The sequence below is a fragment of the Mucilaginibacter sp. McL0603 genome, assembly GCF_049992945.1.
Lineage (GTDB): Bacteria > Bacteroidota > Bacteroidia > Sphingobacteriales > Sphingobacteriaceae > Mucilaginibacter.
On sequence record NZ_CP188251.1, the window covers coordinates 4,273,206 to 4,299,334 of the forward strand.

Genomic DNA, 26,129 nt, shown 5'->3' on the forward strand with positions numbered 1-26,129 from the left:
ATCGTAACCACTACGAACAATTAAATTAATTGAATTATAGGTTGAATAATAACACTTAATGCATCCACCCCATCGTATTGCCGAAGATGAACTGATAAGGCAATGCAAAGCAGGCAGCTTAAAATACCAGGAACTGCTTTATAAGCAATTCTATGGCTATGCCATGGGTATAGGTTTACGTTACAGCCTGAATAGGGATGATGCATTAGAAGTGGTAAACGACGCTTTTATCAAGGCGTTTAATTCGATGGGAAATTATGATATCGCCAAACCTTTTAAAGCCTGGCTGCGTACGATAGTGGTGAACACTGCGATAGACAGGCGGCGCAAAGATCTGAAACACCAGTTAAATGTAGAACTGGAAAACGCCGGTCCTATAATTGGTCATGTTAATGCTATTGATCATTTAAATGCACAGGATATTCTAAGCCTGTTGAAAGAATTACCTGCTATTCAACTTGCAATTTTCAATTTATATGAGATTGATGGATATAATCATGATGAAATTGCCGGTATGCTTAACATCCCCGCAAGCTCATCAAGGGTTTATTTAAGCAGGGCGAAAGAGAAATTAAGAAAAATAATAATTGCCGAAACACAAAACCATGGACGATCAGTTGGATAACGACTTAAAAAACCGCATCAGGGATGTGTTCGACAATTATGAAGACGAACACGCTGATGAAGGCTGGGTGTTGCTCAGGGAAAAGTACCCTGAGAAGGCTAAACGCCGCGCGGTGGCCTGGCTTTGGTGGGGCTCCACGGTAGCGGCGCTGCTCCTGCTTTTCCTGGGTGTATGGTGGATAAGCAATAAGCCGATAACAAAACAAAATGCGGCACTCAATAAAAAACAACCGAGTAATTACCAGGCGCAAAAACCATTCGGAACAGAAAAAGACACTGGCATTGCAGGCAATAGCAAAGCAGATAGCGTTATTAACAGTCTGCAAAACCAAAATCTTGCAACTAACGCTACGCATTCCGATCACTTGCAAAAACACAACAAGGTTAAAACAAATCAGCAACCATCATCACCTGTCTCAACAAATCAGAATGAGGCTAAAGCGGATAATCAAAATGTTATTGCTAACAATTATATGCCCAAAAATGATCGTGCGATAAATGAAACAACAGCAACAAATCAGTCCAAATCTCAGGATCGGGAGATTGCTGCTAACAAAATCGATAATCCGGATAAAATTGACAACAATATAAAAACCGACAACGGCATTAAACCAACTGTTAAATCGTCAACTATTGTAGCTGCAAAGCCTGGGGTAAACATGCAGGAAGAGGTAAAGAAAGCCAATAAGTTACCTTTTTCTGATGATAATGTTGTGGACAATAAAAAGCCTGAGAAAGCTAAAAACACTAATAAAGCTGTTGATTTTGGCGTATATGCTGCCACCTATTTTAATTACGCCAAGGGCAGCAGTAGTCAGCTAAATGTTGGCGCAGGTGTTACCTCCGATATTAAATTAAGCCGGAACCTTAATCTTTCTACCGGTGTTACCATCGCACAAAATACTTTGAGTTATGGCAATCAGTTACCGCCTGATAATAATAACGCGAGGTTAAATGCAGCAGCAGTGGCACCAGCAACTGCTACCGTTGCTGCCAGTTATTTAGCTGCCTCTGGTCAGAATATTTACTCCGCTGTTACTCCTTCCTTAAAAAATTATAATGCCAGCCTGGTAGGTTTAGATGTCCCGGTGAATCTGAAATATGAGTTTAATCCTGAAAAAAGCCCCACGTATATTTCTATTGGCTTAAGCTCTGGCACATTTATAAATGAGACTTATACCTCAACATATAATTATAGTCTTCCTTTCGCAGCCAACGTATCGTCAACCTCCGATCAATCTGTGCATCAAAGCTTTAACAGCTTTTACTTTGCAAAAACGCTAAACTTTTCGTTTGGTACGGGCTACTCAGTAGGTCGCAATCAACTGATCATTGAACCTTTCCTAAAATACCCGCTTGATGGATTAGGATCAGAGCAGATCAAATTTGGTGCGGGTGGGGTTAATCTGAAATTCAATTTCCAGCCAAAGAAAAAATGACACGATTTTGGGATTTTAAGGATTTGATTGATTAACCATATCAGCTGCCTCTTTTAATCAATCAAATCCTAAAATCGTGTTTTATTAATCCTTATAATCCAATAAATCCTATAATCGTGTCTTATTTGAACCGTATAGCTTTCACAGGTGATATCCTGGTAACAAGCATGGACGGTATAATGAGTACCATTAGGCAAATCACGAGCGTACCAAGGTTTAAAAGAGCCATATCTGTCCAGTGTATCTCTATGGGTACAAACTTCATATAGTAGGATTCTTCATCCAACTTGAAAAAATGCGAGTTGTACTGAAACAAGCTTATCCCCAATCCGAATACATTACCTAATAATAGCCCGATGCCGATAAGATAGGTAGCATTGTATAAAAATATCTTTTGGATGGTCCAGTTCCCTGCCCCCATCGCTTTAAAAATACCGATCATCGATGTACGCTCAAGGATGATGATCAGTAAAGCAGATATCATATTGATTGTGGCTACAATCAGCATCAATATCAGCATTACCTGTGCATTTACATCAAGCAGTTTTAACCATTCGAAAATAGTTGGGTAAGAGTCACTAACGGTATATGATTTCAACTGCAGCGGCATTTTATCTTTCAAAAAGTCATTGGCCTCATCCAAACGGTTAAAATCCGATACCCTCAACTCATATCCACCTATTTCATCCGGATGCCAATTATTTAACCTTACGATCAATGAAAGATCGCCAACCACAAAACTCTTGTCAATATCCGCAACGCCAACATCAAAAATACCGGTAATGTAAAATGGGCGTTTTTTTAATGGCTCCTGCACAAAATACATCAAAAACTTATCCCCTACCTTTAGCTTTAGCCTGCTTGCTGTGTAGCTTGAGATCATGACCTGCTTTTGTGCGTCTACTGAATCCTTAAAGTCAATTACTTTACCTGCTACAAGTATATTCTTAAAATAGGTCCAGTCATAATCTTTATTAACGCCCTTCATTATCACCCCTTCTATCTCAGTGCGGGTTTTAATAATACCAGGTTTACTGGCAATAGGCATAATATGTGTAAACAGCGGGCTGGCTTGAACTTGTTTGATCAAACCCTTGTCAATTGTAAAAGGCGTGTTCTGGTCAGAATAATTATTATCAAATTTCTGTACCAGGATATCGCCTGCAAAGCCACGCAGCTTTTGTTTGATCTCTGATTTAAAGCCTCTAATTATCGCCACCGACAAGATCATCACACCAAGCCCGAGCATAATACCTATAATTGCGATCCGCACGATCAGTTTTGAAAAGGTGCGGTTCGATTTGAACGATATTCGGGAAGATATAAAGGAGGCGAAACTCAATGCAGGATGATTTTTGTACTTTAGCAAATATGCAGATTTCGGCTGAATTGAACTGACATTATTCGGTTTTATGTGTTATTTCACATCTGGAATCTGTTACCCGCAAAAATATACCGCTTTATGAAAAAAATATGCCTTTTCATTTTACTGCTAAATATTGGCCTGCCCACCATTTCTTACGCACAAGAGCCTCTGCTCACCGGTGCCGATAGAACGGATTTATACGTTAGTTATCTGAAAAATAAAAACGTCGGCATGGTAATTAACCAGACTTCTATTATCGGCAAAAATGAGGTATCAAGTATTGACAGCCTATTGAAATTAGGAATTCACATCACCAGGATCTTTGGTCCTGAACATGGTTTCAGAGGTAATGCAAGTAATGGTGCGACTGTGAATGATAGCGTCGACCCAAAAACAGGGATACCTGCAATTTCATTATATGGAAAGCATTACAAGCCTACCCCTGCTGACCTGCAAGGTCTTAATTTAGTGGTTTTCGATATACAGGACGTTGGGGTTCGTTTTTACACTTACCTATCTACGCTTCATTATGTTATGGAAGCCTGTGCTGAAAACAATGTGGAGTTAATGATCTTAGATCGCCCAAATCCTAATGGTTTTTATGTCGATGGCCCGATGCTGGATACTACCTACCGATCATTTGTTGGGCTTGACCAATTGCCCATTGTTCACGGATTGACTATTGCAGAATATGCCCAAATGATCAACGGCGAAGGATGGCTTAAAAATCATGTACAATGCAAATTAAAGATCATCAAAATGGTGGGGTATAACCATGACTTGCCTTACACTTTGCCTGTTAATCCGTCACCCAATCTTAATACAGCACAATCCATATTGCTTTATCCTAGTGTATGCTTGTTTGAGGGCACTACCCTTAGTTTAGGCAGAGGGACATTGGTTCCTTTCCAGGTATTGGGACATCCCTTGTTAAGCGGACAGTTCAAGTTTGCATTTACACCGGTTGGCATACCGGGGATGAGTGAAGATCCGCCACAAAAAGAAAAGACCTGTTACGGCATTGATCTGCGACATTATGATGTGAACCAGTTCCGGATTAGCAAAAAAATCGATATATTGTGGCTGATAAAATTATACAATGCTTTTCCGGACAAGGCGCATTTTTTTAATGCCTACTTTTCCAAATTGGCTGGTACTGATCAGTTAAGAAAGCAAATTGAAGCGGGACAAAGCGAAGAAGAGATCAGGAAAAGCTGGGAGCCTGCACTAAGCAGGTACAAAGAGATGCGTAAAAAGTATTTATTATACCAGTAATAAATTTTCTACAAAACAAAAACTAAACTATAAGAGTTAAAAGCACTTTACATCGCATATGAGAATTGTTTTTATGGGTACGCCCGAGTTTGCCGTCGCATCATTGAATGCTTTAATAGAGGCAGGCTGTGAGATTGTTGGCGTAGTTACGGCACCGGATAAACCGGCCGGTCGCGGCCAGGTTGTGAGCGAAAGTGCAGTTAAGCAATATGCTGTAGCAAACGGATTGAGAGTGCTTCAGCCTGAAAAATTAAAGAACGAAGAATTTTTGAATGATCTATACGCGCTCCAGGCTGATCTGCAGGTAGTGGTTGCATTCCGTATGCTTCCCGAAGCAGTTTGGAACATGCCCCCAAAGGGCACTATCAATTTGCACGCTTCGCTATTACCACAGTACCGTGGCGCAGCCCCTATAAACTGGGTATTGATCAATGGTGAAAAAGAAAGCGGCGTTACTACCTTCTTTTTAAAACACGACATCGATACCGGAAACATATTATTCACCGAAAAAATCACACTTACCGGTCATGAAACAGCCGGCGAACTCCATGACCGCCTGATGGATAAAGGTGCCGGATTACTCGTTAAAACTGTAAAAGCTGTTGAAAGTGGTCGCTATACCGAAAACCCCCAGGAACATTTAACTGAAGGCATTGAAATAAAACATGCACCCAAAATATTTAAAGAAGATTGCAAGATCGATTGGAACCAGCCTGCCGAAAAGGTTTATAATTTTATAAGGGGCCTCAGTCCCTATCCAACAGCATATACCACGCTGAATGATAAAATGCTGAAAGTATTCAAAGCGGAATATGAAATTGCTGAAACAGAATCAGAACCCGGAGAGTTTTTTTCGGATAACAGGACATTCTTAAAAGTCAGCGCCACAGATGGATTTGTTATCCTTACAGATATCCAGATGGAAGGCAAAAAACGTATGGGTGTTGCTGAATTTTTGAGGGGTGTGAGGTTATAAATGTTCCGTAGGAACAACCGCTTTGTAGAAAATAAACAAAATCCATTATGCCCCATAGGGGCTACCCTTATCCACCATCAATTTTTCGTCATAAATCATTAATCGGTTATCCTAAAAGCAATTAACTGCTACTTTTGCCGGATGATAATGAGCGGAGAAAATAGAATAGCACAATTAAAGGCCGAAATTGAGCCTTTACGTCAACAGCTGATACAACACGAACTTTATAAAAACATTCGGACAATAGATGACCTTAATGTTTTTATGGAGCACCATGTGTTTGCGGTGTGGGATTTTATGTCTCTGTTAAAATCATTACAACAAACGCTTACCAGCACTAATATCCCCTGGATGCCTGTAGGCGATGCAAATACCCGCTACCTCATTAATGAAATTGTTTTAGGCGAAGAAAGCGATGTGGATGCCCAAGGAAACCGCACCAGTCATTTTGAATTATACCTTGAAGCAATGAATCAAGCCGGATCTTCAGAGATTGGTATTAATAGCCTGTTCAATGAACTGGCATGGGGTAAAAATATTGACGAAGCGCTTATTATCGCCAACATACCAGCATCAGCCCGCCGATTTGTACAACATACTTTTGATGTGATTGATACCGGTAAACCCTATCTGCAGGCTGCAGTATTTACTTTCGGACGCGAAGACCTGATACCAGGAATGTTCATCAGCATGGTTAAAGAGATCAGCAAACAATTTCCCGGCAAAGTTGATACGCTATTATACTATCTCGAACGCCATATCGAAGTCGATGGCGAACATCACTCACTACTGGCTTACCAAATGACAGCCGAGCTCTGCGGCAATGATGACAGCAAATGGATTGAAGCTACTGAAGCTGTAAAAGAAGCTTTACAGGAGCGATTGTCTCTTTGGGATGGTATATTAGAAAATGTTAAAAGCACAACTGCTGTATAAACTCAAAAAACTAAAGTCATACCCACAGGTTTACTTCTTCTCTTGCGCCTTAGCCTCATACTTCTCTGCCAGCTTTTTTGTTTGCGCATTTAGTTTTGATGACTGAGAAGAAATAGCGTCTGCACTTTTGCTATCTGGGAACCCATTATTTTGGTATTCTTCTATTACAGATAATGAAGCCACTATCCTTAGGGTCTGATAATAATTAGCTGTGCTTAATTGTTCATCATCCATCCTTTTTATGATAGATGTAAACTTTGATACTTTTTCAACGTATCTTTTTTGGCTATTTATTAATATCTCACGCAGCCTTTGTTTTATTACTGAATCCTGGATGCGATCTAGATTTGCAAATGCGGCATAATAGTACTCATCAGATTTTGAATCATATTCTTTAAATGCCTTCAGGCTATCCAGTCGACCCGCATTAAATTGTTCCATCTTGTCTTCCAATTTTCTCAGGTCAGAATTCTTTTTAACCATGTCGAAATAGATCGCATCTACCAGGTTATCTCCTCTGCTCTTACTTACAAGACTAAAATCTTTATTATCATCCTGAAGCGGTTTAGGCACATCCGGTTTTTTTGTTGTATGATTTATTGAAGGACTTCTATTGCAGGAAAGAAGGGTTATAGCTAAGAAAATAATAGATAATAGGGTTATAGGTTTCATAACGGCGTTTAGGTTTATTCTCTAAATATAAACAAGAAAGACCTATAAATAAAATCCAGAAACAGACTTACACTTTATTCAGTTCCTCCATCAACCCTTTGCTCAAACGGTTAAAATAACGCTTTACTCCAAAGCCCATTACCCATTGTATGCCTTTGGTGGCATTGGTTAAAAACACTTCTTCGGCTTCATATAATATATCCGGATTGATCTGAGCCTCGGTAAATGGGATGTTGCTTTCTTTAGCCAATTTGATTACGATCTGCCGCATTATCCCTTCCACACAACCCTCACTTAAAGCGGGGGTGTACAAATGATTCTTATACCAAACAAAAATATTAGAGCTGCTGGCTTCGCACAAAAAACCATTTTGATTAAGCAAAAAGGTGTCGTCAAGCTTGTTTTGGTTTTTATAAACACCTGCCAATACATAAATCAATGAATTGCAGGTTTTAATATTCGACAGAAAGTTGGTCGGCTTGGTCAGGTCAGTAAAAATATCCATGATCAGGCCCTTGTCGTTCAAAAAATAGCGTGGCTCGTCTAAGGGCTGTAACTCAATACAATACCCCATCTTATTTTGTGTAGGTGCATATAATCCTTCCGAATCACGGTAAACTGTAAGGCGTAACCTACCGTGTTTAATTTTATTTCTCAGCGCAAGCTGCTCCACCTTCTCCCTCAAAAACCAGGCATCCATCTGTGAGTAGCCATCAATTTTCAAGGCTTTCATCCCCCGTTGCAGGCGGTCGGCATGCAGGTCGGCGAATTTAAGTTGCCCTTTCATCAACCGCATACTTTCAAACAAACCGTCGCCATAATTAAAAGCACGGTTAGCTGTAGTAAATAGTTTGGTGTCGGCACGTATTAGCTCGCCATTAAAATTGATAAACAAGGGCACCATACTTAAGCTTTTTGGAAGTGAGATAGGAGATGTTAGGATTTGGCTCATACTTTATACTAATATTTTTTATGCGTTTTTGTTCCCATATCTCACTCTAAATTCCCGCATCTGTATTAGAATACTTACGCCATTTTTGTAAAACTGCTTCAAAGTCAGCCGGTAAAGGCGCTTCAAAGTGAATATCTTTTTTTAGGGTTGGATGTTTAAACCCTAATGTCTGTGCATGCAGCGCCTGCCGGGGCATCAACTCAAAACAATTCTCAACAAACTGTTTGTATTTACTAAACACCGTTCCTTTTAATATTTTATCGCCTCCGTAGGTAGCATCGCTAAACAAAGGATGCCCGATATGTTTCATATGGGCACGAATCTGGTGTGTGCGCCCTGTCTCCAGCTGACATTCTATCAGGGTCACATAATTCAACCGCTCCAAGACTTTGTAGTGTGTTACAGACCATTTCCCCTTTTCCGGATCATCATAAATAGACATCACCCTTCTGTCACCTACGCTGCGTCCAATGTATCCGCTTACTGTTCCATCCTCCTCAATATCACCCCAAACAAGGGCAAGGTATTTCCGGGTGATAGTATGCTCAAAAAATTGGCGGGCAAGGTAGGTCATAGAGCGCTCATTCTTGCTGATGAGCAGCAAACCAGAGGTATCCTTATCAATGCGATGGACTAATCCCGGCCTTCCATCATTACCAGGTAGCGTAGGCAATTGCTGAAAATGATAAACCAACGCATTCACCAACGTTCCGGTATAATTGTTATAGCCAGGGTGAACTACCATTCCCGCTTCCTTATTTACAACCAGCACATCATCATCTTCATAAACTATATTCAGGGGTAGGTTTTCAGGATATACCTCGGTATCCCTTGGTGGATGAGGTAATACAACCGAAATAACATCAAGAGGCTTAACCTTATAACTGGATTTTACAGACTTATCATTAACCAGTACATTCCCCTGTTCAATAGCGGTTTGAATGCGGTTGCGCGACGCATTTTCAACGCGTGACATTAAAAATTTGTCTATGCGCAACAACGATTGCCCTTTGTCAACTATTATACGGAGGTGCTCATATAGGTCCTGTTCTTCCTGCTCTAATAGTTCGTTTTCGGTTATCATTATAAGGCAAAAGTACTCGTTTTTTCAGACTATTGATGATTGATGGATACTTGTTCTAAATTTGCTTAATGAATATCGATTTCGAGATCTTTAGCCCAATTCATCAAATTCAGCATCAATTGTTTGATGAACAAGGCTTAAAGGTTTTCATTAAGCGCGATGATATGATCCATCCTGTCATATCGGGTAATAAATGGCGTAAATTAAAATACTTGTTAAAGCAGGCGCAAGCCGAAAACAAAACACACCTGGTAACATTTGGCGGGGCCTATTCCAACCACTTACTGGCTACTGCAGCTGCTGCTGCGAAATTTGGATTTAAGTCGACAGGATTTGTACGCGGCGAAGAAGTGAATAATGATACGCTCTTTTTATGCCGTTTACATGGCATGAATTTAATATTTACAGATAGGGAAAGTTATAGCGATAAACCGGCTCTATTTAAACGGAACTTTGCTAAGGATAACAATGCATTCTTTATTGACGAAGGTGGTGCATCAGCATTAGCAACAAAAGGATGCAGCGAGTTAATTGATGAATTACCAGAAACATACGATCATATCTTTTGCGCCTGCGGAACGGGCACTACTGCGGCAGGTATCATCAATGGATTGTCCGAACGAAAACTTCCGACTCAATTCCACGGAATACCGGTATTAAAAAACGGCGAATTTCTGAGATCTGACATTGATAATTTTTTAGAAAGACCTTCAGAATACCATCTTCAAACAGATTACCACTTTGGCGGATATGGAAAAGTAAATGATGAGCTTATCAAATTTGTGAAACAATTTGTTGCTGAAACAGGGATATTAATAGAACCCATTTATACCGGAAAAATGCTGTATGCCTTATACGATCTGGCAACCAAAAACTATTTTAAACCTGGCAGCCGGATATTGGCCATTCATACGGGTGGTATTTGGGGGTTATTGGGGATGAAAGACAAGTTCACTAAAATTTAAGGTTCTCTTCCATATACCATTTTAAGTATTCCTCTGTTAAACTATTTAGATCAATATCTTTTCTTAGCAATGATCGTTTTGGTAATAAAACTGATATTGAAGTATTTATTTCCACGTTAGCAATAATCCTATCTGAGCTATAACTCCCATTCTTAAACTTTTCAAAAGGCTGCGCTAAAAGATCATAAAGCTCACTTTGAAACTTGATAGTGTCTCGCCTATTTATACATAACACCCTCACATAATGCCAAACGTCTGAAATAACTGTGGGTAATAAATTAGTATCAGGCTTTTTTTCATATAAAAACGCATTAAGTTTGTTAAAGCCTGTCATTTCTTTTATCCACCGATCCCTATCTTCTTTTTCTGAGTATTCATCGGTAAAGTCCTCATATTTATCTATCCGTCGTGCAACGGCTAATATTTTCTCCTTGCTTGGTTTGTTCAAATAAGGAAAGACAAAGGAGGTATTAAAATTATCTTTAGAGACATTTAATTGCAGGAACAAATTCTTGATTTTCATTTTTGAAATAACCGGGTAGTTTTGTACATTAAAAGACACTGTATCCTTAGTGAATTTATCACCGGTACTACCTGCACTGGAAGTAATTAGCTGATATTTTGTTATTTTAAAATTCCCATTGGCAAACTTAGTTATTTCAATTCGTTCACCTTTCCCATAAACACCAGGGCCCCATGAATTATGGCCCTTTCCGTACTCGAATATGATCTTCGACACAGAATCCGCATTCTGAGCCGAAACCATTTGACTGAAAATAATAAGTAGCAAAAACAAAAAGAATTTCATTTTTTAGACATGGCTTAAGCAGAATTCTACCAATTTACTAAAAATATTTATCAAAAAATCCTTAGAACTATTTTAACAATCAGTCCAAAATATAGGTTTAAACAATTTAAAGTTACTTTTTCTCCAATCGGTTCAAAAACCGCTCAAATATTGTTTCTAAGCACTTTTTTAGTAAATTTGGAATAAACCGACAATGTATGTACAAGCTGCAAGTATCTCCGGAAAATGTTCATGATTCATTAAAGAAGCACATTCTTGCCGATGGCTTTGACCTTACTTTTGACATGGAAAAAAGCAAGGGCGTATATATGTACGATGCTAAACATAAACGCACTTACCTTGACTTTTTTACTTGCTTTGCCTCTGTACCATTAGGTTATAATCACCCTAAAATGGTGAATGATGAAGTGTTCAAAAAGAATCTGATGCTTGCAGCATTAACTAATCCTTCCAACTCAGATATCTACACCGAGCAATATGCCCAGTTTATGGAGACTTTTGACCGCGTAGGTATTCCTGAGTACCTGCCACACGCCTTTTTTATCTCTGGCGGAGCATTGGCTATTGAGAATGCCATTAAAGTATCAATGGATTGGAAAGTGCAAAAGAATTTTGCAAAAGGCTATACCAAAGAAAAAGGTTTTAAGGTATTACACTTCGAGCACGCTTTTCATGGGCGGAGCGGTTATACTTTGAGTTTAACCAACACCTTACCCGTTAAAACAAAATGGTATGCCAAATTCGACTGGCCAAGAGTATCCTTCCCGCAGATCAATTTTCCATACTCAGACAGTAATCATGAAGATCTATTAAGAAGGGAAGCCTTATCAATAGAACAGATCAAAAAAGCCTTTGAAGTAAATAAGGACGACATCTGTGCTATTATCATCGAGCCCATACAATCCGAAGGTGGCGATAACCATGTAAGGCAGGAATACTTAGAAAAACTAAGGCAACTGGCTGATGAAAACGATGCCATGCTGATCTATGATGAAGTGCAAACCGGAGTAGGCCTCACAGGGAAGTTCTGGTGTCACGAACATTTTGGCGAAAATGCTCGTCCTGATATATTAGCCTTTGGTAAAAAGATGCAGGTGTGCGGCATTCTGGCAGGTAAGAAGGTGGATGAAGTAGAAGGCAATGTGTTTAATGTATCCTCACGTATTAACTCGACTTGGGGTGGTAGTTTAGTGGATATGGTACGCTCATCAAAAATAATGGAAATTATTGCAGAAGATGATCTTTGCAACAATGCTGCTATAATTGGGGAGTACCTGCAAAACGAACTAATAAAAATTTCTGAACGAAATTCCCTTGTGACTAATATAAGAGGCAGGGGACTGCTTACAGCCTTTGACTTTCCTGATAAAGCAAAACGGGATAAGTTCGTTAAAGAAGGAATGAACAGAAATGTAATGTTCCTGGGATGCGGCGATCACACTATACGTTTCAGGCCGGCACTGATCATGGATAAGGCTCATATTGATGAAGGGCTTCAAGTGTTAGAGCATATATTAGGTATATTATAATATTATTGTAATATTTTTGCTACAAAGCACCTGTTTAATCAATAATAGGTGCTTTTTTTTGGCCTCTTGATACTAAATATGTCAATTTACGTTAACTAAATATCCATATATTAATATATGCTATTTTTTAACCACAATAGGCAATATTTCTAATTATTATGTGGATTAGTTTTACATTTTATATATTACTTAAGTAGGGAAGTCGACAACGATCATGAGCAAGCATATCGAAAAATTAAAAAAACAATTAGTAGAAGTATCTGAAGTAGTAAATTCGTTTCGTTCAGAAGCGGTACAGGTGCGAATTATTGATCGTCTTTTGGACGCAATAATCGAATCTGATAGGGTAGATTCAGATAATGGGGATGCACTAAGCAGACGTGGTCGTAAACCAAGATCTGGTGATGATGATGAAAACTACTCTCCTGCTGGCCGAAAAAAACCCGGAGCTACTAAAATTTTAAACCAACTATTGGCAACTGATTTCTTTACTGCAAGGCACTCAATATCTGATATTGCTGATTATTGTAAAGAGAATTACGATTCTGAATTCAAAACATCTGAATTATCTGGTATACTTCTGAAACTTGCCAAAGAAAACAAATTGCGCAGGGAAAGAAGCAACGATAATAATCGCTTTGAATATGTGAAGGCATAAATAAGAAAAGCCCAAAAAATCGGGGCTTTTCTTATTTAAGAGCAAACAGGTTATCTACTCCCAGGATTTTTCTTGAAATAAAGCCTTCAGCATATTTCACACCGATACTTTTTCCAAACTCCCTGGCCCGGGCTTCAATTACCTGTATAAAGTCAGGGGACGAGATATAAGTTTGAGGTTCATTTTCCCAGTCAGGGTTATAAAACTGGGAGCCGAAAGCATGAATACTTTCAATCTTTTTATCCCAATGATTGGTCACATCAACCAGTATATCGGGTTTTATATAATTATCCTGGATAAAATGCAGCACCAAATTTGGCCTCCATTCTTCCTGCTTGTTCCCATCATACCAAGTTTCTATCTTGCGTAGTCCGGATAAAAATGACGCATCCTCTACCAGATCACTCGCTCTCCCATGGTCGGGATGGCGGTCATGATAAGCGTTAGTAATTACTATTTCGGGCTTAAACCTGCGTATAGCTTCGATCACTTTCAACTGGTGCTCTTTTTTATTCTCAAAAAAGCCATCTGGCAATGAAAGATTATCTCTTGTAGTAAGCCCTAATATTTTAGCTGATTCCGCAGCCTCATGGTCACGGATCTCAGCCGATCCCCTGGTACCCAGTTCTCCTCTGGTCAAGTCAACAATACCCACTTTTTTGCCCAATGATACTTCTTTCAAAATAGTACCTGCGCAGCCCAGTTCAGCATCATCGGGATGCACCGGCAAAACCAATATATCTAATTTAAGCATATTAAATCTTTATTATTTAGCCGCCAGCAAGCGTGCTATCTTCTTCCTGATCTTTGAAGAAGTGGGTTTAGTAAACGGATAAAAGAAATCGGTAACTAAACCTGCTTTATTGATCAAAAATTTATGAAAGTTCCATCTGGGAACAGATCTCAATTTACCATTCTGCTTCTTATCAGCAAAAAATTGGTACAGCGGATGTGCATATGGACCTCTGACCCGTATCTTTTCAAAAACAGGATAATTGGCTCCTGCATCCTCACAAAATTTAGCCAACTCTTTGCCCTCCAGCGGTTCCTGCCCGCCAAAATCATTTGAAGGGAAGGCCAGTATTTCAAAATCCTGATCTTTGAATTCGTCCTTTAAAGCCGAAAGATCCTTAAGTTGAGGGGTAAAACCACACTGAGATGCGGTGTTAACGATCAAAAGTACCTTATTCCGATAATCGGATAAGCTTATTTCTTCACCGTCTAATCTTTGTATATTAAACTGGTAGATGTCGTTATTATCCATTATTAGTTTTGATAGGAATAGTATCCCGCCTGCTGAAGAATGGCTTCAATATCCCGCTCTTCATTAGGGTCGTACGTTTCCTTTAGATTATGGCCAAAAATACGGGCAACAGATTGAAACATAAATGCCTTCAATCCGCCCTTCAATTCTTTGACCATTGCATAGCTTGTAGTACCTGTTTGCCTGTCAATTAGCTTAATCAGTATTTCTCCCTGACTAATTGTCAGGTTCTCAATTTCTTTTTTAAACAGGTCCTTAATTTCTGTCTCGCAGGTATCAACCATTAATTTCTGTTTTTTCTTATCAGCTGTTGTAGCCAGGCTACGCTGTAGTTTTTGGTATCTTTCTGCGGCAAATTTAGCATAAGGTAAAACTTTGTAGATATTGTACCTTAATCTATTATAAGCATCACGGTCAGCTTTGCTTTTGAATATCCTTACGTCAACTATCTTAATTTCGGGTGTAACAATCATGGGAACCAATTCACCGTCAAGATTGGTAAGATAGGTCTTGATGGTATCATTTTTGCCAGTAGTTACTGTACGAGGTTGTTGCTCCTGGGCATTTACTACCCCCTGGCAACAAAACAACAACAAAAGAAAACCAATAAATTTCATAATTTTACGTATTACAAAATTAACGTAATTTTTTTGGTATTAAAATTACAACCTGCAATTATTCTTATTTATTGCAAGTTAACATATTATACGTGGATGTGACCATGAAAGATTTAGTGATCGATATAGAAGCCGAAAAGAATGAGATACTGAAAAGATATCGTGCTTTGCTTCGTGCCAGTAAATCTACCTTACAAAAAGGCGACAAAAGGCTGATACGTAAGGCATTTGATATGGCACTTGAAAGCCATAAAGATATGCGCCGTAAATCAGGCGAGCCATATATTTACCATCCTATTGCTGTTGCCCAGATCGCTGCGGAAGAAATCGGGCTGGGTACTACCTCAATTGTATGCGCATTGTTACATGATGTGGTTGAAGATACAGCAGTAAGCCTGGATGATATTGAAAGGGAATTTGGAAAGAAAGTAGCCAAAATCATTGATGGCCTAACCAAAATATCGGGCGTATTTGATACCAACAGCTCGCTGCAGGCGGAAAATTTCCGTAAAATGCTGCTTACCCTTGCAGATGATGTGAGGGTAATATTGATAAAATTGGCCGACCGGCTGCACAATATGCGCACGATGGAGTTTATGCCGCGCGACAAGCAGCTTAAACTGTCGTCAGAAACGGTTTATCTGTATGCCCCGCTGGCACATCGCCTTGGGCTATATGCCATAAAATCAGAACTGGAAGATCTGTCCATGAAATACATGGAACGCGAAACTTACCAGTTCATTAAAAATAAGCTGAATGAGAAAAAGGCCGAGCGGGAAAAATTTATCAGGGATTTTATTGAACCGGTAAAAAAAGTACTGGAAGGCCAGGGTTTGAATTCCGATGTATTCGGCAGGCCAAAGTCTATCCATTCCATTTGGAATAAAATGAAGAAAAAGGCGATACCTTTTGAGGAGGTATATGATCTTTTTGCTATCCGGATCATCTTGGATAGTACACCAGAAAATGAAAAATCAGATTGCTGGAAAGCTTATTCCATAGTTACGGACTTGTATCGCCCTAATCCTGACCGCCTGCGCGATTGGATATCGTCGCCCAAAGCAAACGGGTATGAGTCATTACATACTACAGTGATGGGCCCACGCGGCCAATGGGTTGAGGTACAGATACGTACCAAACGAATGAACGAGATCGCGGAAAAGGGTTTTGCTGCACATTGGAAATATAAGGAATCATCAACCGATAGCGGGCTCGACCAATGGGTGCAAAAAGTACGCGATATGCTGAAAAACCCGGAATCAAACGCACTTGATTTCCTGGATGATTTTAAAATGAACTTGTTTTCTGACGAGATATTCATTTTTACTCCAAAGGGGGCCCTTATACAGTTGCCATTAAATGCAACAGCGCTTGATTTTGCTTTCGAGATACATACCGACGTAGGCGCAAGTTGTATTGGCGCCAAAGTGAACCACAAACTGGTGCCGCTGGGTTATAAACTGCAAAATGGCGACCAGGTAGAGATAATCACCTCGAGCAAGCAAACACCGAAAGAAGACTGGCTGAATATCGTAGTAACAGCTAAGGCTAAAGCCAAGATAAAATCAGCTTTAAAAGAAGAGAAGCGTAAGGTAGCAGACGAAGGTAAGGAGATATTGGAGCGTAAGATGAAATCGTTGAAGATCACTTACAACTCTGAAAATATACACAAGATCAGTTATTATTTTAAACTACCTTCTACACAGGACCTGTTCTTTAATGTAGCCCAGGGCATTATTGATATGAAGGACCTGAAAGAATACCAGGCTTCAGAAAAAGTAATTGAAAACAAACCGCAGGACAAGATAGAAACTGAGCAGGTGCAAAGCTTGCTACGCAATATCAAAACCAAAGACAGCGATATGCTGCTGATTGGTGAGGATATGCAAAAAATTGACTACAAGCTGGCCAATTGTTGTAATCCTATACCGGGCGATGATGTGTTTGGTTTTATCACTGTTAGTGATGGCATTAAGATACACCGTACCAACTGCCCTAATGCAGCTAAACTGATGGCCAATTATGGTTACCGAATTGTAAAAGCCAGGTGGACCAATCAACAGGAACTGGCATTTTTGACCGGATTACGCATAACGGGAATTGATGATGTGGGCCTGATCAATAAACTGACCACCGTTATATCAAACGATTTTAAAGTGAACATGCGTTCTATCACAGTTGATAGCGATAACGGGATTTTTGAAGGCTCTATAATGGTATACGTAAATGATACCGAACACCTGGATAACCTGATAAAGCGTTTGAAGCAAGTAAGAGGTGTTACTTCTGTAAATCGTTTTGATTCGGCCATTGAGAAGGCCTCTTAAAGAAAGAGTCAGGAAGCAGGATTCAGGAACCAAGATTAATTAATCTGTTTGGGTTTTATCATGGTTCTTGATTCTTATCTCTTGATTCTGTTTTATTTAATAACTTTGCCCTTTAATAATTCATTATGCCTCAAGAAACCATAGCCATGGTTAAAAAGATTTTCGAGGCTTACCTCGAAAATAAAAATCTCAGGAAAACGCCTGAACGTTTTGCCATATTGGAAGAAATTTATTCGCGCAGCGACCATTTTGATGTGGAGTCACTATACATCCACATGAAAAATAAAAAATACCGTGTCAGCCGCGCTACGGTATATAATACACTTGAACTATTAGTTTCGTGCGATTTGGTGACCAAACACCAGTTTGGCAAAAACATGGCCCAGTTCGAAAAATCATACGGTTATAAACAACATGACCATATTATCTGCATTGATTGCGGTAAAGTAGTTGAATTTTGCGATCCGCGTATACAGCAAATACAAAGTATGATGGGCGGATTATTAAAATTCGAAATAAAGCACCACTCCTTAAACCTTTATGGTAATTGTGAAAAACTTAGGGCGGGCTTTTGTGAAAGAAAAGTATAAAAAATGAATAAACCGGTTTTAAGCAAACAGGCATTTTGGGATGTCGATATGGAAAAAATCGACTTTGAAAAGAATGCGCGACACGTTGTTGAAAAGGTAATTGAAAGAGGCACTGCGGACGATTTTATAAATATTTTAAATTATTACGGCTTTAAAAAAGTAAAAGAATTATCACTGCAAGCCCTTTGGCTGTCAGATATTAGTATAAATTTTTGCTGTACTTTGTTTAAAGTTAAACCTACCGATTTTAGATGTTACGAGAAGAAACGGTTGAACCTGCAACACTGGAACTTCTAAAAAAAATATCCGCATTGCCGGAACTGAAGCAATTCAGACTGGTTGGTGGTACCGCACTCTCACTTTTGCTTGGTCATAGAAAATCAATTGATTTAGATTTTTTTAGTGATAAGCCTCTCGAAAAAGATCTTTTAATTGAAGCATTAGAAGATTCCCTTGGTAAAATCATCACAACAAATGAAAGAACTAAATCGATTTACCAATGTATTATCCAAAATGTAAAAGTTGATTTTGTTTCAGTCCGTGACCCTTTCTTGAATCCCGTGCAATTGATTGATGGTATTCCATTTGCTGATATCAAAGATCTAATCGCTTTAAAACTCAATACAGTTAAAGGCCGTGGGATGAAAAAGGATTTTTGGGACATTGCTAAACTCCTGAAAATTTATTCACTTGACAATCTTTTTCAATTTTATCATGATAGATATAGATATGATGATACCTTTGCAGTGATCAGATCAATAATCTATTTCGCTGATGCCGAAGACGATGCCGATCCCGAAACATTGGATGGTACAACATGGCCTGAAGTAAAAAAAGTTATTACAAAAGCATTTGACGATTATTATAAAAAAAGAATAAAAAATTAATGGCTGTTGACGTATTATTAGGCCTCCAATGGGGCGATGAAGGTAAAGGAAAAATTGTTGATGTACTGAGTGCAGATTATGACCTGATCGCACGTTTCCAGGGCGGCCCCAATGCCGGGCATACACTTGAATTTGACGGAAAGAAATTTGTTTTAAATACTATCCCTTCAGGTATATTTTTTGAAAACACGCTTAACCTGATTGGTAATGGTGTGGTGATCGATCCTATTACTCTAAGGAAAGAGTTAGAAAAACTGAAAGATGCCGGTCATGATCTTTTTGCAAAAAAGAACCTGGTGATCGCAAAAAAAGCGCATCTGATATTACCAACCCATCAATTGCTGGATGCAGCTTCTGAAAAGAAGATGGGTGAAGGTAAGATTGGTTCAACCTTAAAAGGTATCGGGCCAACTTATATGGACAAAACCGGGCGTAATGGTTTACGCATGGGCGATGTTACCTTACCCGATTTTAAAGAGCGCTACCAAAAACTAACTGATAAGCATACTTCTATGCTACAGGCATTGTATGGCGAAGTTCCTGATTTTTCAGAACGCGAGCAGGCATTTTTTGAGGCCATTGAATTACTTAAGAAGTTCCCGTTGGTTGATTCGGAACATTTGGTAAACAATTACCTGAAACAAGGCAAAAAAGTATTAGCAGAAGGCGCACAGGGCGCCATGCTGGATATCGACTTCGGTTCTTACCCATTTGTTACCTCATCCAATACCACTGCTGCAGGTGCTTGCACAGGACTTGGAATAGCACCAAGCAAGATCGGTGATGTAATAGGCATTTTTAAAGCATATTGCACACGTGTTGGTGGTGGCCCCTTCCCTACTGAACTGAATAATGAGACTGGTGAAGAACTGCGTCGCATCGGTCACGAATTTGGTGCTACTACAGGCAGGCCACGCCGTACCGGCTGGATCGATCTTCCTGCACTAAAATATGCTATCATGCTGAGTGGTGTTACCCAGTTAGTAATGACCAAGGCTGATGTTTTAAGTGGTTTTGATAAGATATACGCTTGTACCCATTATAATTACCTGGGCGAAAAAATAGATTATATGCCTTATGATATTTGCTCAGTAAGCCCCGAGCCCGTTTTGAAGGAAATTGATGGCTGGAACGAGGACCTGACAGGTATAACAGAGCTTTCTCAAATACCAGATAGATTAAAATCATATATTGATTATTTGGAAGCAGAATTAGGTGTTCCGGTTAAATATCTTTCAGTAGGTCCTGACCGTAAGCAAACATTGGTATTACATTAAAAGCATTGTATTGCTGACAATATAAAGGCTCCCCACATAATGAGGAGCCTTTTTTATAAGTTTTCATCAGGAATTTTTATTGGAGTGCAATCTGTTTTGTAAGTGACGGATCAGACTGGATCTTCCGTCCTCCCCTGACAACTATATCTGAACCATCCGCAAAAAATGCCGAATAAGGTTTAACACTTAAGTAGGGCTCAAATTCTTTACCGTACAGTTTTTCAATATCAGCATCAAATATGGTATCAGTTACCGACCCCGCATTCCAACTGATGTGCTCTACCTGGTATTCCATAGTCAGCTTATTACCTATTTTGTTATACCCCCAGTAATGCTCAAGGATGAACTCTTCCTGGCTTCCGGCATCCATAATAGCCAATTGATTATTTATTGTTCCGCCCAATCGATTCCACCTGCCGTCAAGCTTCCATTCATATATATATTGAGTATTATCCTTTGTCAACGGATTAATGCTGTGGCGCATAGGCATAGCACTGTAATGTTCTTTGTAAAGGTTATTAGCAATAAGAACAATTCCGCGCTTAGGCACTATTTCGCTTACAAATACAGCGCCGCGCTTCCACTCAGCACCATCAAAATGCCTTACATAAAACCGCAGATTAACCTCTTCAAAATTGATATGCAACGGCCATTTCACACCCAGAACTTGAGTATCCTGGAATAAAAACCCTACCATACTAACCAATGCCTTTCCTTGCCAAAGATCAAGTACTGTAAACGGGGGCAAATAGGGATTTAAAATATCAGGATCAACCTCATAATTGAGCATTAACAGGTTGTTCCACTTTGCTTTTAAAAATTGAGGTTTGGGCATTTTGAGGATCTTTTAGAAGGCAAGTTACGCTTCGTCAGCAGATTCCTTGCGCTTAAAGAGGTTTACTTTTGATTCTTTGCCTTTGAGCAAACGCTCTATATTTTTCTGATGCGTAACCAATATAAGCGCGCAAATGCACATCCCATAAATTATTACCGAGCGGATATATAATGGATAAACAAAAGTGACACCAATAAGGTAAGTGAAGCCGCCGATTATAGAACTAAGCGATACATACCGGGTAATAAGCAATACGATAATAAACACAATTACGCAAAGCAAAGCTGCCTGCAAGTGAATGGCCAGTATCATACCAAATAATGTTGCAATCCCTTTGCCACCTCTGAAACCTGCAAAAATCGGAAACAGGTGACCCATAACTGCCGCTATACCTAAAGCCAATTCAAAATTAATGAAAGGCACCGAGTGTGGTCCGCCAGTAACGGAAACGCCTATAAAATAAGCCAGGTTGGTGGCTGTAAATCCTTTTAAAATATCAATAAGCATTACCGGGATGCCTGCTTTTTTCCCCAATACCCTGAAAGTATTGGTAGCCCCCGCGTTGCCGCTGCCATATTCCCGTACATCAACACCATAAAACGCCCTGCCTATCCATACAGCAGTAGGGATTGACCCTACAAGATAGGCTAATACGAGTGCCCAAATCGAGTAAACGTTTATCATTTCTGCACAATATTAATAAAATGATATTGTAGTAACTACTTTGGTTATTATTAAACGGAATTTTATCATTTTCTGAATCACTGGCTGATACATCTGATTAAGTAGTCTTATTAATTTTAACAGTTCACTGATAAACTGATCACTAATCTCTAATTAACCGCCTTCAAACTCAGATCTAAACTTTTTACAAAATGTGTTAACGCCCCTACCGAAATATAATCCACACCACATTCAGCATATTGCCTGATATTATCAACCGTTATACCGCCTGATGCTTCGGTAATATACCTTCCTTCGATAATATTTACAGCCTGGCACAGATCAATAAGGTTAAAATTATCCAACAAAATGCGATTGACACCCCCTGTTTGTAAAACCTGTTCCAATTCTTCCAGATTCCGCACCTCTATTTCAATAGCTAATTTTTTATCCAGCTTTTCAAGGTACCTGTGGGTATTTTCAATAGCCTGCCTGATACCGCCAGAATAATCCACGTGATTATCTTTGATCAGAATCATATCATACAATCCGAATCGATGGTTAACTCCCCCACCTATCCTTACTGCCCATTTTTCAAGATAGCGCATACCGGGTGTGGTCTTGCGTGTATCCAATACTTTGCTATTTGTGCCATTAAGCAGATTCACGATCTCCCTGGTCTTTGTCGCGATGCCTGACATACGTTGCATACAGTTAAGCACCAAACGTTCGGCTTTAAGTATGCTTTGGGCATTACCTTCTACTTCAAAAACGATGTCCTTTGGTTTTACTTCGGCACCGTCATTTAAAAAGATATTTACGTTCAGGTTATTGTCAACCTGTTTAAATATTTCAACAGCCAGTTCTACGCCAGCTAATATGCCGTAATCTTTTACCAGCAGTTTTGCTTTGCCAATGGTGTCTTCAGGAATTGTGGCCAGTGAAGTGTGATCGCCATCGCCTACATCTTCGGCTAAGGCATTGGCTATAAAATGATGTATGAGTTGTTTATCCAAACTTTTGATGTTTATACCGATATCTTTCGGGACTCAAAAGTATAAACAATTGGTGATTATTTTGTTTTTTCGGTCTCTATACGTAATTCATTTAGTTCAAACCGGCCGTTGACGTTTTTTAAGGAGAAGGAAGTACGGTATACACCATTATTGGTAGTAAGCATGAGTACGGCAAAACGATAATTCGCATTTGATGTGACCCTGTGAATTACTTTTACAGCTATGGGCTGATTATGCTTAAAAAAGTTAGTTAGAATAGCTTCGGATTGTTTGTTCGAATAAACATTTTCTTCGCCCAAAACAGCAAGTTCAACGCTGGACGAAAAAGTGCCGGCCAGTTCATGTACATTCCCCTGTCTAATTAATTCAGCGGTTTTATCAATTACATCTTTAGACTGAGCGAATATAAAAGACAGTGGTAAAATCAGCAAAAGCACATAAAGCAGCTTCATATTGATAAATTGAATTTATACCGAACAAGTTCGTATAGTAAATTATTAATGTTAAACGCCTATTAATCTTTAAACGTTGCCATTATATTTGCATTGTGGAAAAAAACAAAAAAGTTGTACTTATAATACTTGACGGCTGGGGATATGGCCGCAATGACAAGTCTAACGCGATACTTGCAGCCGATACGCCATTTTTTGATTCGATGCTGCAAAAGTATCCCAATTCAAAACTCGAAGCATCAGGCACAGCCGTCGGATTACCTGCCGGACAGATGGGTAATTCTGAGGTAGGGCACATGAACCTAGGCGCAGGTCGCATTGTTTACCAGGAACTGGGCCGTATTCACAAAGCAGTGGATGATAATGAATTCCCAACTAATCCTGTAATTAAGGAAGCCTTTGAATACGCTAAAAGGAATAATAAAGATGTGCACTTCATCGGTCTTGTATCAGATGGTGGTGTACACTCGCACATCAGACATTTAGAAGGTCTATGTGATGCCGCAATGCAATTTAATCTGGATAAAGTATATGTACATGCCTTTCTTGATGGACGCGATACAGACCCTAATTCAGGTGTAAAATTTATGGGCCAGCTTGAAGATCATATCAGCAAAACACCTGTTAAGATTGCATCAGCCATCGGCCGGTATTACGCTATGGACCGTGATAACCGCTGGGAAAGGGTTAAAAAAGCTTACGATCTATTGGTTACCGGCACAGGGAAACCGACTAAGGATATCTTAGGCGCGATAAAAGAATCATACGAAGCCGGGGTTACCGACGAATTTGTTGATCCGATTGTCCGGGTTGATGATAAAGGTGAACCAATAGCTGTAATTAAAAACGATGATGTGGTAATATGCATCAATTTCAGGACCGACCGCGGGCGTGAGATCACACAGGCATTAACCCAAAAATCATTTCCTGAGCAAAACATGCATCCGCTCAACCTGCATTATATCACCATGACTACCTATGACGAAACGTTTAAAAATGTCAGGGTGATATTTACCAAAGATGACCTTACAAAAACGCTGGGCGAAATATTACAGGATGCCGGCAAGAACCAGATACGTATCGCAGAGACAGAAAAATATCCTCACGTAACCTTCTTCTTTTCCGGAGGCAGGGAAAAGGAATTTATTAATGAGAAACGCTTATTAATCCCGTCGCCAAAAGTTGCTACTTATGATCTTCAGCCCGAAATGAGCGCCGAAGGTATTCGTGATGCGATCATTCCTGAACTGAAAAGCGGCTGGCCCGATGTGGTGATCCTTAATTTTGCTAATACAGATATGGTAGGCCATACCGGTGTGTTTGAAGCGGTGGTCAAAGCTGCTGAAACAGCCGATCGTTGCACCCAGGATGTTGTGGAAACAGGTATAAAAAATGGTTATTCATTCATCATCATAGCTGACCACGGCAATGCCGATTATATGATCAACGATGATGGCTCGCCAAATACAGCGCATACTACCAATCTTGTACCGTGCATCATTATTGATAATGACGTAAAACAGGTAAAGGATGGTAAATTGGGTGATATAGCCCCTACTATTTTAAAAATGATAGGCGTTGCTATTCCTAAAGAAATGAGCGGAAATGTATTGGTATAAGCCATTAAATAAAATAACTGTTTACTTAATAGCTGGCTTTGTTTTATCGCTGGCTATTAATTCGTGCAAAAGCGACAGCCATTCGGCAACTGATACCATGAAGTTTTTTGATATCAAAGGATATTTCAAAGCCGATTCTGCACGTCTGAGCAAATTAAACCCATTGGTAAATAAAACGGTAGTGCATAACAGTATTACCGAAACCAAAAAAGTACATGTACCTAACTGGGGGACTGAATTAAGCCTGTTCAGTGAATCGGATATAAATAAACCTGCGTGGAAAGCTAGTTATTATGTGCAAACTACTGATGATTTCCTGATCTATAAAGCAAAAGATCCTTCATTAAAAACACAACGGATCGTTATAAAAAGAGAGGGTGATCGGCTAAAATGGATAATGATAGTTAACCATACAAAAAACATATTGTATGAAAGCTTTGAAAAGTTGAGTTACTTTCCCGACTCACTTTATCTAATTCAGAAAAAACAAAGGGTAAGAGTATTGGGCACCGATATTTATAAGATCAGCGGCTCAATAAATTAATGACGCACGATCGCATTAGCCGCTGTAGCAGTTGCAAGTTTACTTTTCACCTGGTCTTTCAGCGAAGCAATATCTTGCCGGTTTGGGTTATCTGCCAAAACCTTATCAAAATCCACGATAGCAGCTCTTAAAGAATTAATACCACGGTTTTTGTCGTAAAACTTAGTATTCGGCTGAATTTTAAAATCCCCATATTCCCTATAAGCAATACCCCTGTTTTGATAGAATTTGGTATTGTTCTGTGTATCTGTAGGATCTACAGCGATGGCTTTGGTAAAATCAACTATAGCGCCTAAAAGATACTTTTCCTTATCAGCATCACTTAGCTGGAGTTCTTTGGCCAGATAGCTTTTTGCCCTGGCCCTGTAATAATAAGCAGAACCATCAGCTGGCTTTAGCGCAATCACTTTGTTATAAGCTTGTATCGATTTTTTATAGTCTTCGCTATGGTAATAAGAATACCCCAGCATCCATAGTGCGCTGGCATTCGTTGAGTCAATAATGCACGACCTCTCCAGGTGACTTACTGCCGCTTTAAAATCTCCGTCAAAAAAAGCCTGTTGCCCCAACTTAAAATAAGCGTTCTGGCCAAAGGATGCATTTAGCGAAGTAATAATCAAAAAAGACAGTATTACCGGTACTTTCATTGAGAGTTTTGCTCGTGAACAAAAATAGAAAACTTTACCTTGTGCATTTAATAACTTATTTTGTATCAAAATATTATATAAACGTATCATTTTATTAAAAACTACGT

The 26,129-nt window shown here is 39.3% G+C and carries 28 protein-coding genes; 15 read left to right on the forward strand and 13 right to left on the reverse strand.

What is annotated here, in order from left to right; genetic code table 11:
* The first annotated feature begins 58 nt into the window (after positions 1–58).
* Together ACPPVU_RS19545 and ACPPVU_RS19550 are read left to right on the forward strand one after the other, a co-directional pair.
* Entirely contained in the window at positions 59–625 is a 567-nt protein-coding gene (locus tag ACPPVU_RS19545; protein ID WP_426668357.1) for an RNA polymerase sigma factor, read from the forward strand.
* A complete protein-coding gene (locus ACPPVU_RS19550; protein ID WP_426668359.1) occupies positions 588–2,063 on the forward strand; it encodes a hypothetical protein in 1,476 nt (491 codons plus the stop codon). The genes ACPPVU_RS19545 and ACPPVU_RS19550 overlap by 38 nt, the downstream gene beginning before the upstream one ends.
* Before the next feature lie 121 nt (positions 2,064–2,184).
* On the opposite strand, the gene ACPPVU_RS19555 is transcribed toward ACPPVU_RS19550, so the two are convergent.
* Positions 2,185–3,432 carry an ABC transporter permease gene (locus ACPPVU_RS19555; RefSeq protein WP_426668360.1) on the reverse strand — a complete coding sequence of 416 codons (1,248 nt, stop codon included), beginning with the start codon at positions 3,430–3,432 and terminating at the stop codon, positions 2,185–2,187.
* A 93-nt stretch (positions 3,433–3,525) separates the two neighbouring features.
* Between ACPPVU_RS19555 and ACPPVU_RS19560 the strand changes: the two genes are divergently transcribed.
* From ACPPVU_RS19560 to ACPPVU_RS19570, 3 genes are all read left to right on the forward strand, one after another.
* A complete protein-coding gene (locus ACPPVU_RS19560; RefSeq protein ID WP_426668361.1) occupies positions 3,526–4,704 on the forward strand; it encodes an exo-beta-N-acetylmuramidase NamZ family protein in 1,179 nt (392 codons plus the stop codon).
* A gap of 58 nt (positions 4,705–4,762) precedes the next feature.
* The gene (fmt, locus tag ACPPVU_RS19565; protein WP_426668363.1) at positions 4,763–5,680 is read left to right on the forward strand and encodes a methionyl-tRNA formyltransferase; all 918 of its coding nucleotides are present in this window, start codon (positions 4,763–4,765) and stop codon (positions 5,678–5,680) included.
* A 147-nt stretch (positions 5,681–5,827) separates the two neighbouring features.
* Entirely contained in the window at positions 5,828–6,616 is a 789-nt protein-coding gene (locus ACPPVU_RS19570; RefSeq protein ID WP_426668364.1) for a DUF3050 domain-containing protein, read from the forward strand.
* Between the two features lie 30 nt (positions 6,617–6,646).
* Here ACPPVU_RS19570 and ACPPVU_RS19575 read toward each other — a convergent pair whose 3' ends face one another.
* From ACPPVU_RS19575 to ACPPVU_RS19585, 3 genes are all read right to left on the reverse strand, one after another.
* On the reverse strand, positions 6,647–7,288 hold the full coding sequence (locus tag ACPPVU_RS19575) for a hypothetical protein (protein WP_426668366.1): 642 nt from the start codon (positions 7,286–7,288) through the stop codon (positions 6,647–6,649).
* A 67-nt stretch (positions 7,289–7,355) separates the two neighbouring features.
* Positions 7,356–8,240: an aminotransferase class IV gene (locus tag ACPPVU_RS19580; RefSeq protein ID WP_426668367.1), complete on the reverse strand. Its 885-nt coding sequence runs from the start codon at positions 8,238–8,240 to the stop codon at positions 7,356–7,358.
* A 46-nt stretch (positions 8,241–8,286) separates the two neighbouring features.
* A complete protein-coding gene (locus ACPPVU_RS19585) occupies positions 8,287–9,324 on the reverse strand; it encodes an RluA family pseudouridine synthase (RefSeq protein WP_426668368.1) in 1,038 nt (345 codons plus the stop codon).
* Positions 9,325–9,392: 68 nt separating this feature from the next.
* Here ACPPVU_RS19585 and ACPPVU_RS19590 point away from each other — a divergent pair, with 68 nt between their 5' ends.
* The gene (locus ACPPVU_RS19590; RefSeq protein ID WP_426668370.1) at positions 9,393–10,289 is read left to right on the forward strand and encodes a 1-aminocyclopropane-1-carboxylate deaminase/D-cysteine desulfhydrase; all 897 of its coding nucleotides are present in this window, start codon (positions 9,393–9,395) and stop codon (positions 10,287–10,289) included.
* Here ACPPVU_RS19590 and ACPPVU_RS19595 read toward each other — a convergent pair.
* Entirely contained in the window at positions 10,279–11,097 is an 819-nt protein-coding gene (locus ACPPVU_RS19595) for a hypothetical protein (RefSeq protein ID WP_426668371.1), read from the reverse strand. The genes ACPPVU_RS19590 and ACPPVU_RS19595 overlap by 11 nt on opposite strands.
* Before the next feature lie 197 nt (positions 11,098–11,294).
* Between ACPPVU_RS19595 and lat the strand changes: the two genes are divergently transcribed.
* Positions 11,295–12,626, forward strand: a complete 1,332-nt coding sequence (lat, locus tag ACPPVU_RS19600) for an L-lysine 6-transaminase (RefSeq protein WP_426668373.1) — start codon at positions 11,295–11,297, stop codon at positions 12,624–12,626.
* A 214-nt stretch (positions 12,627–12,840) separates the two neighbouring features.
* On the forward strand, positions 12,841–13,284 hold the full coding sequence (locus ACPPVU_RS19605) for a hypothetical protein (RefSeq protein WP_426668374.1): 444 nt from the start codon (positions 12,841–12,843) through the stop codon (positions 13,282–13,284).
* 31 nt (positions 13,285–13,315) lie between these two features.
* Here the strand turns inward: ACPPVU_RS19605 and bshB1 are convergent, their stop codons facing one another.
* Genes bshB1 through ACPPVU_RS19620 form a run of 3 tightly spaced genes read right to left on the reverse strand, consistent with a single transcriptional unit; the run spans position 13,316 to position 15,165 of the window.
* A complete protein-coding gene (bshB1, locus tag ACPPVU_RS19610; RefSeq protein WP_426668376.1) occupies positions 13,316–14,038 on the reverse strand; it encodes a bacillithiol biosynthesis deacetylase BshB1 in 723 nt (240 codons plus the stop codon).
* Positions 14,039–14,050: 12 nt separating this feature from the next.
* Positions 14,051–14,548, reverse strand: a complete 498-nt coding sequence (locus ACPPVU_RS19615; protein WP_426668377.1) for a glutathione peroxidase — start codon at positions 14,546–14,548, stop codon at positions 14,051–14,053.
* Positions 14,549–14,550: 2 nt separating this feature from the next.
* Positions 14,551–15,165, reverse strand: a complete 615-nt coding sequence (locus ACPPVU_RS19620; RefSeq protein ID WP_426668379.1) for a DUF4294 domain-containing protein — start codon at positions 15,163–15,165, stop codon at positions 14,551–14,553.
* A 104-nt stretch (positions 15,166–15,269) separates the two neighbouring features.
* On the opposite strand from ACPPVU_RS19620, the gene ACPPVU_RS19625 reads away from it, so the two are divergent.
* From ACPPVU_RS19625 to ACPPVU_RS19645, 5 genes are all read left to right on the forward strand, one after another.
* Positions 15,270–17,492: a RelA/SpoT family protein gene (locus ACPPVU_RS19625; protein WP_426668380.1), complete on the forward strand. Its 2,223-nt coding sequence runs from the start codon at positions 15,270–15,272 to the stop codon at positions 17,490–17,492.
* Positions 17,493–17,617: 125 nt separating this feature from the next.
* Positions 17,618–18,082 (forward strand): Fur family transcriptional regulator, encoded by a 465-nt coding sequence (locus ACPPVU_RS19630; RefSeq protein WP_426668381.1) that lies wholly within the window; start codon positions 17,618–17,620, stop codon positions 18,080–18,082.
* 3 nt (positions 18,083–18,085) lie between these two features.
* Positions 18,086–18,379: a DUF6922 domain-containing protein gene (locus ACPPVU_RS19635; RefSeq protein WP_426668383.1), complete on the forward strand. Its 294-nt coding sequence runs from the start codon at positions 18,086–18,088 to the stop codon at positions 18,377–18,379.
* Positions 18,334–18,969 (forward strand): nucleotidyl transferase AbiEii/AbiGii toxin family protein, encoded by a 636-nt coding sequence (locus ACPPVU_RS19640; protein ID WP_426668384.1) that lies wholly within the window; start codon positions 18,334–18,336, stop codon positions 18,967–18,969. Before ACPPVU_RS19635 ends, ACPPVU_RS19640 begins: the two co-directional genes overlap by 46 nt.
* A complete protein-coding gene (locus tag ACPPVU_RS19645; protein WP_426668385.1) occupies positions 18,969–20,246 on the forward strand; it encodes an adenylosuccinate synthase in 1,278 nt (425 codons plus the stop codon). Before ACPPVU_RS19640 ends, ACPPVU_RS19645 begins: the two co-directional genes overlap by 1 nt.
* Before the next feature lie 76 nt (positions 20,247–20,322).
* Here ACPPVU_RS19645 and ACPPVU_RS19650 read toward each other — a convergent pair whose 3' ends face one another.
* The 4 genes from ACPPVU_RS19650 to ACPPVU_RS19665 all read right to left on the reverse strand — a co-directional run bounded on the left by ACPPVU_RS19650 (position 20,323) and on the right by ACPPVU_RS19665 (position 23,212).
* A complete protein-coding gene (locus ACPPVU_RS19650) occupies positions 20,323–21,081 on the reverse strand; it encodes a YqjF family protein (protein WP_426668386.1) in 759 nt (252 codons plus the stop codon).
* Between the two features lie 24 nt (positions 21,082–21,105).
* Complete coding sequence (plsY, locus tag ACPPVU_RS19655) at positions 21,106–21,765, reverse strand: glycerol-3-phosphate 1-O-acyltransferase PlsY (RefSeq protein ID WP_426668387.1); 660 nt, start codon at positions 21,763–21,765, stop codon at positions 21,106–21,108.
* Positions 21,766–21,914: 149 nt separating this feature from the next.
* The gene (gene nadC / locus ACPPVU_RS19660; RefSeq protein WP_426668388.1) at positions 21,915–22,760 is read right to left on the reverse strand and encodes a carboxylating nicotinate-nucleotide diphosphorylase; all 846 of its coding nucleotides are present in this window, start codon (positions 22,758–22,760) and stop codon (positions 21,915–21,917) included.
* A gap of 56 nt (positions 22,761–22,816) precedes the next feature.
* On the reverse strand, positions 22,817–23,212 hold the full coding sequence (locus ACPPVU_RS19665) for a DUF4783 domain-containing protein (RefSeq protein ID WP_426668389.1): 396 nt from the start codon (positions 23,210–23,212) through the stop codon (positions 22,817–22,819).
* A gap of 92 nt (positions 23,213–23,304) precedes the next feature.
* Between ACPPVU_RS19665 and gpmI the strand changes: the two genes are divergently transcribed.
* The gene (gene gpmI / locus ACPPVU_RS19670; RefSeq protein ID WP_426672210.1) at positions 23,305–24,831 is read left to right on the forward strand and encodes a 2,3-bisphosphoglycerate-independent phosphoglycerate mutase; all 1,527 of its coding nucleotides are present in this window, start codon (positions 23,305–23,307) and stop codon (positions 24,829–24,831) included.
* Positions 24,818–25,375, forward strand: a complete 558-nt coding sequence (locus tag ACPPVU_RS19675; protein ID WP_426668391.1) for a hypothetical protein — start codon at positions 24,818–24,820, stop codon at positions 25,373–25,375. Before gpmI ends, ACPPVU_RS19675 begins: the two co-directional genes overlap by 14 nt.
* Here the strand turns inward: ACPPVU_RS19675 and ACPPVU_RS19680 are convergent.
* A complete protein-coding gene (locus ACPPVU_RS19680) occupies positions 25,372–26,022 on the reverse strand; it encodes a tetratricopeptide repeat protein (protein ID WP_426668392.1) in 651 nt (216 codons plus the stop codon). The two genes, ACPPVU_RS19675 and ACPPVU_RS19680, sit on opposite strands and share 4 nt — an antisense overlap.
* Between the last annotated feature and the right edge of the window lie 107 nt (positions 26,023–26,129).

Bases quoted from the DNA above. Each gene is read 5' to 3' on its own strand.
- ACPPVU_RS19545 (WP_426668357.1), top strand. From the start codon at position 59: ATGCATCCACCCCATCGTATTGCCGAAGATGAACTGATAAGGCAATGC.
- ACPPVU_RS19560 (WP_426668361.1), top strand. From the start codon at position 3,526: ATGAAAAAAATATGCCTTTTCATTTTACTGCTAAATATTGGCCTGCCC.
- fmt (WP_426668363.1), top strand. From the start codon at position 4,763: ATGAGAATTGTTTTTATGGGTACGCCCGAGTTTGCCGTCGCATCATTG.
- ACPPVU_RS19570 (WP_426668364.1), top strand. From the start codon at position 5,828: ATGAGCGGAGAAAATAGAATAGCACAATTAAAGGCCGAAATTGAGCCT.
- ACPPVU_RS19575 (WP_426668366.1), bottom strand. From the start codon at position 7,288: ATGAAACCTATAACCCTATTATCTATTATTTTCTTAGCTATAACCCTT.
- ACPPVU_RS19580 (WP_426668367.1), bottom strand. From the start codon at position 8,240: ATGAGCCAAATCCTAACATCTCCTATCTCACTTCCAAAAAGCTTAAGT.
- ACPPVU_RS19585 (WP_426668368.1), bottom strand. From the start codon at position 9,324: ATGATAACCGAAAACGAACTATTAGAGCAGGAAGAACAGGACCTATAT.
- ACPPVU_RS19590 (WP_426668370.1), top strand. From the start codon at position 9,393: ATGAATATCGATTTCGAGATCTTTAGCCCAATTCATCAAATTCAGCAT.
- ACPPVU_RS19595 (WP_426668371.1), bottom strand. From the start codon at position 11,097: ATGAAATTCTTTTTGTTTTTGCTACTTATTATTTTCAGTCAAATGGTT.
- lat (WP_426668373.1), top strand. From the start codon at position 11,295: ATGTACAAGCTGCAAGTATCTCCGGAAAATGTTCATGATTCATTAAAG.
- ACPPVU_RS19605 (WP_426668374.1), top strand. From the start codon at position 12,841: ATGAGCAAGCATATCGAAAAATTAAAAAAACAATTAGTAGAAGTATCT.
- bshB1 (WP_426668376.1), bottom strand. From the start codon at position 14,038: ATGCTTAAATTAGATATATTGGTTTTGCCGGTGCATCCCGATGATGCT.
- ACPPVU_RS19615 (WP_426668377.1), bottom strand. From the start codon at position 14,548: ATGGATAATAACGACATCTACCAGTTTAATATACAAAGATTAGACGGT.
- ACPPVU_RS19620 (WP_426668379.1), bottom strand. From the start codon at position 15,165: ATGAAATTTATTGGTTTTCTTTTGTTGTTGTTTTGTTGCCAGGGGGTA.
- ACPPVU_RS19625 (WP_426668380.1), top strand. From the start codon at position 15,270: ATGAAAGATTTAGTGATCGATATAGAAGCCGAAAAGAATGAGATACTG.
- ACPPVU_RS19630 (WP_426668381.1), top strand. From the start codon at position 17,618: ATGCCTCAAGAAACCATAGCCATGGTTAAAAAGATTTTCGAGGCTTAC.
- ACPPVU_RS19635 (WP_426668383.1), top strand. From the start codon at position 18,086: ATGAATAAACCGGTTTTAAGCAAACAGGCATTTTGGGATGTCGATATG.
- ACPPVU_RS19640 (WP_426668384.1), top strand. From the start codon at position 18,334: ATGTTACGAGAAGAAACGGTTGAACCTGCAACACTGGAACTTCTAAAA.
- ACPPVU_RS19645 (WP_426668385.1), top strand. From the start codon at position 18,969: ATGGCTGTTGACGTATTATTAGGCCTCCAATGGGGCGATGAAGGTAAA.
- ACPPVU_RS19650 (WP_426668386.1), bottom strand. From the start codon at position 21,081: ATGCCCAAACCTCAATTTTTAAAAGCAAAGTGGAACAACCTGTTAATG.
- plsY (WP_426668387.1), bottom strand. From the start codon at position 21,765: ATGATAAACGTTTACTCGATTTGGGCACTCGTATTAGCCTATCTTGTA.
- ACPPVU_RS19665 (WP_426668389.1), bottom strand. From the start codon at position 23,212: ATGAAGCTGCTTTATGTGCTTTTGCTGATTTTACCACTGTCTTTTATA.
- ACPPVU_RS19675 (WP_426668391.1), top strand. From the start codon at position 24,818: ATGTATTGGTATAAGCCATTAAATAAAATAACTGTTTACTTAATAGCT.
- ACPPVU_RS19680 (WP_426668392.1), bottom strand. From the start codon at position 26,022: ATGAAAGTACCGGTAATACTGTCTTTTTTGATTATTACTTCGCTAAAT.